The organism is Burkholderia sp. Ac-20384 (genome assembly GCF_017104605.1).
Classification (GTDB): Bacteria; Pseudomonadota; Gammaproteobacteria; order Burkholderiales; family Burkholderiaceae; genus Burkholderia; species Burkholderia lata.
Genome location: NZ_JAAGPE010000495.1, coordinates 1 through 4,073 on the forward strand (window position 1 = coordinate 1; position 4,073 = coordinate 4,073).

A 4,073-nucleotide genomic window follows, 5' to 3' on the forward strand; every position below is an offset into this window, starting at 1 on the left:
TCCACGCCGACGGGCGACATGTCGCTGTCGCCGGCCGGCCCCGATGTCGTGCCGCCGACCGCCTCGAGCGCGCCCGGCACGCCGGGCACGACACAGCGCGCGTCGCGCCGCGGGTCCGACACCTACACGTATCTGCGCTGCTGGTACCGGATCGACGCAGACCCGCTGAAGCCGGCCGCGACCTACGAATGGGCGCGCAACCCCGCCGGCGGCGACTGGTATCGCGTGTCCGGCTACTGGTGGGCGGACGGCATCACGCAGTGGAAGAACATGTTCTACAGCACGACGTCGCAGGACGCGCTCGCCGACGTGTGCCGCAAGACGCTGGCCGCGAAAGGCATCAAGACCGGCCTCGTGCAGGCGGTCGCGGCCAACAACGCGCTGTCGTTCAACTACACAGTGTGGACCATCGATGCCACGCAGCAGGACGCGCGCGTCAACAAGCTGATCGTGTTCGGCGACAGCCTGTCCGACACGCAGAACATGTTCAACGCGAGCCAGTGGAAGCTGCCGAACGGCACGAGCTGGCAGGCGGGACGCTTCAGCAACGGCCCGGTGTGGGCCGAATATCTCGCGAACACGCTGCGGCTGCCGTTCTACAACTGGGCAATCGGCGGCGCGGCCACCGACCAGTACCTCGTCGTGCCGGGCCTCGTGCAGCAGATCGACTCGTGGCGCGAATACATGGATCGCGCGCCCGACTACCGGCCCGCCAACACGCTGTTCGCGGTGTTCGCAGGCGGCAACGATCTGGTGAACTACGGGCGCTCGCCCGAGCAGGCAGCGAATGCGGTACGCGACAGCCTCGAGCGGCTCGCCGCGGCCGGCGCGACGCGGATCATGCTCGTCACGCTGCCGGACGTGTCGCGCGCGCCGGTGTTCGCGACCCGCACCGACACCGCGAGCGTCGCCGCGCAGGTGAAGGACTACAACCAGCGCCTCGCCGACGCGGCCGCCGCGCTGCGCGCCCGCTACGGCGCGACGCTGCGGCTCGAGGTGTTCGATGCGTACGCGCTGTTCGACGACCTGCTGAGCCACCCGGCCCAGTACGGCTTCGACGACGCGAAGCGTGCATGCCTCGACATCCCGAAACCGTCGTCGCTCACCTACCTGAGCGCGCAGACGCCGCGCGCGGACTGCCGCGATCCGGCGCGCTTCGTGTTCTGGGACACGCTGCACCCGACCACGCGCACGCACGCGTGGCTCGCCGAGCGGATCGCGCCGTTCGTGCGCGCGCGCCTGCTGAACTGACCGGCGCGGGCGGCGGTGCTTACAGCAGCGGACACGCGGTGACCTGCGTGCCGCGTTCGACGCACAGCCGCTCGTAGTCGCGCAGGTACGCGCGCTCGTCGTCGTCGAGCAGGTCGAGATCGATCAGGTCCCAGTCGTAGCCGACCGTCACGATGTTCTCGAACGTGACGGTATCCGGCTGCGCGTCGTCCCGGTGGATAATCACGATGTTCTCGATCCGCACGCCGCCCTTGCCCGGCACGTAGATGCCCGGCTCGACCGAAATCACCGCATTCGGCACGAGCCCGTACTTCGCGCCCGGCGCGAACCGCACGCCGCCCTCGTGTACGTGAATCCCGACGCCGTGCCCGGTGCCGTGGCCGAAATCGTGCCCGTGGTCGCGGCACACCTGCCGCACGAGCGCATCGACGTCGCCGCCCTTGGCGGTGCTCGGGAAGCGCGTGACGAGCCCCTTGATGCAGGCCTTCAGCGCGACCGTGTAGATCTCGCGCTGCCACGGCTGCGCGACCGTATCCGGGTCAGTCCGGCGCAGCACCACGCGCGTGCAATCCGTCGCGAAGCCGGCTTCGTAATAAGCGCCGCTGTCGAGCAGCACGAGTTCGCCTTCCGTCAGCTCGACGTCGGCGCTCGCCGCCGTGTAGTGCGCGAACGCGCTGTTCGCGCCGTTCGCCGCGATCGACGGAAACGTCAGCGCCACCGCCGAGCGTGCGCCGTATGCGTCGTTGATCGTGCGCGCCAGGTCGTATTCGGTGTGGCGCGTGCCCGGCTCGCCGGCCTTCGCCCAGCGCATCGTCTCGGCGATCGCCGCGGAGCTGCGCGCGAACGCGTCGCGGAACCGGTCGAGCACCGCCGGCGTCTTGCCGGCCCGCATCGCTTCGACCGGGTTGAAGTCGGCATGCTGCGCCTGGGGCCACACCCGCTTCACCGCGTCGACGAGCGCGCAGTTCACCGATTCGTAGCCGTAGCACACGTGCTCGACGTCGAACTGGGCGAGAAAGCGCTCGAGCGCCACGACATCGCGCCGGATCACGTGCAGCGCCGGATACGACGCGAGCGTGACTTCGCAGCGGTCGCAGCCTTCCGGCAGGAACAACGCCACCTGCTGGCCGACCGCGAACAGGAAGCCGAGATGCGACGACGCATTCGGGATGTGATAGCCGCGGCTGTTCAGCAGATACGCGAGGTCGTCCGACGCGCAGGAGAAAAATGCCGTCTTGCCGTCCGGTGCGCCGGTATGCGCGGCGAGCTGGCGGTTCAGCATGTCGAGGTTCTGCGCGACGCTCAGGCCGGTCGCCGCTTCCGGTACTTCGAAGATCGGCCGCTCGACGACCCAGCCCGGCAACGCGATCGCGCGATCGATTTCCCGGTCGGCGAGGCTCGTCCAGTCGAGCGATGCGGCCTGCGTCTGTTCGAACAGGCGATCGCGCTGCCCGACGCTGATCCGCAGCGCATCGTAGCCGACCCGTGCGAGCCGGCTGCCGTGCGCGACCAGCCAGTCGGCCATCGCCTGCCAGATCGTCACGTTCATCCCGAGCTTCTCGATGCGCACGCGCGCCGGATCGCACTGCTGCTCGGCCTGCAGGTGATAGCGGCCATCGACGAACAGGACGAACGGGGGCAGATCGAGCGCCTGCGCGGTCGCCGCGCTCAGGAAGATCCCGCAGCCGGCCGAGCCGTCGAAACCCGACACCGCGTAGCGCGGATTGTTGGCGAGCGGCAGGTACTCGGTCACGTATTCGTCCTGCGACGTGACCAGCACCGCGTCGAGCCGCGCGGCATCGAGCAGGCGCGACAAACCAGCCTGCGTGTCGGCGACGGACGCGTCGTACGGGGGAAGGCCGGAGAAGCTGTATTTCAGTCGATCGATCATCGGAAGCCCGTTATGCATTGTTGTCGGCGGCCGGCGGTGACGCGGCGGGGAGCAAGCCCGAGGCAGGCCTGACACGGCACGGCGCCGCTGCACGGTCGGCGCTCGACCCCGCATGGCGCCGGGCCGCCGTTCCGGCGGCAGGCCCTTGAAAAATTTTCGTCCCACTTAACTTTGTTTGATGCGCGCAGCAGAATCTAGAGCACGCCGAAATTGAGGTCAAGATAAAATTTTCGTAGGGCTAAAATCGGCGTGAGGCCTGCGCATCCTGGCACAACGTGAATTCACCCGGCGACACCGCGCGGTACAATGCGCCGGCATCGCCGTCCCGACGGCCGTGCTTCGTGCGATGCGCGGAATCCCCTGTCCGGCGACTGCACCGCCCGTCCGCTCGCCTCCCGACTCGTTGCCACGAAAGAGATTCATGGATTCAGACCTCATGCGTATCGGCCAGCGCATTCGCCGCCTGCGCCGGGAAGCGAAGAAGACGCTGCTGGAAGTCGCGACCGAAGCGAAGCTGTCGGTCGGGTTCCTGTCCCAGGTCGAGCGCCACCTCACGGGCATCTCGCTGTCGTCGCTCGTCAACGTCGCGAAGGCGCTCGACGTGCCGCTCAGCGCGCTGATCGACCAGCCGCGCCAGGCCCAGCCCGATTCTCACGAGGGCCGCCGCAAGCCGTACGCGCTCGACGCCAGGTCGCAGTGGTACGAACGCCTGTCCACCACGTTCGACGGCAGCCAGATCAACGCGCTCAAGGTGCAGATGATGGAAGGCTATCGCTCGGAATGGGTCGCGCACGGCGGCGACGAATTCGTGTACGTGCTGGCCGGCCGGATCTGCTACACGGTCGGCAAGAAGGATTACCCGCTGTCCCCCGGCGACTCGCTGCACTTCGACGCGCGCAAGCGGCATCGGGTCGCCAACGTGGGCGACGGGCCGGCCGAGGTGATCGCGGTC

The 4,073-nt window shown here is 68.4% G+C and carries 3 protein-coding genes; 2 read left to right on the plus strand and 1 reads right to left on the minus strand.

Features of this window, described 5'->3' with window-relative positions:
• A partial coding sequence (locus tag G3O00_RS40440) for an SGNH/GDSL hydrolase family protein (RefSeq protein WP_206146344.1) occupies positions 1-1,251 on the plus strand: 1,251 nt, incomplete at its 5' end.
• Between the two features lie 19 nt (positions 1,252-1,270).
• On the opposite strand, the gene G3O00_RS40445 is transcribed toward G3O00_RS40440, so the two are convergent.
• Entirely contained in the window at positions 1,271-3,121 is a 1,851-nt protein-coding gene (locus G3O00_RS40445) for a M24 family metallopeptidase (protein ID WP_206146345.1), read from the minus strand.
• Between the two features lie 421 nt (positions 3,122-3,542).
• Here G3O00_RS40445 and G3O00_RS40450 point away from each other — a divergent pair.
• Positions 3,543-4,073: XRE family transcriptional regulator (locus G3O00_RS40450; RefSeq protein ID WP_206146346.1), on the plus strand; the 531-nt coding region annotated here is incomplete at its 3' end.

What these genes read in the sequence shown, in the direction of transcription:
- G3O00_RS40445 (WP_206146345.1), bottom strand. Translation starts at nt 3,121, where the DNA reads ATGATCGATCGACTGAAATACAGCTTCTCCGGCCTTCCCCCGTACGAC.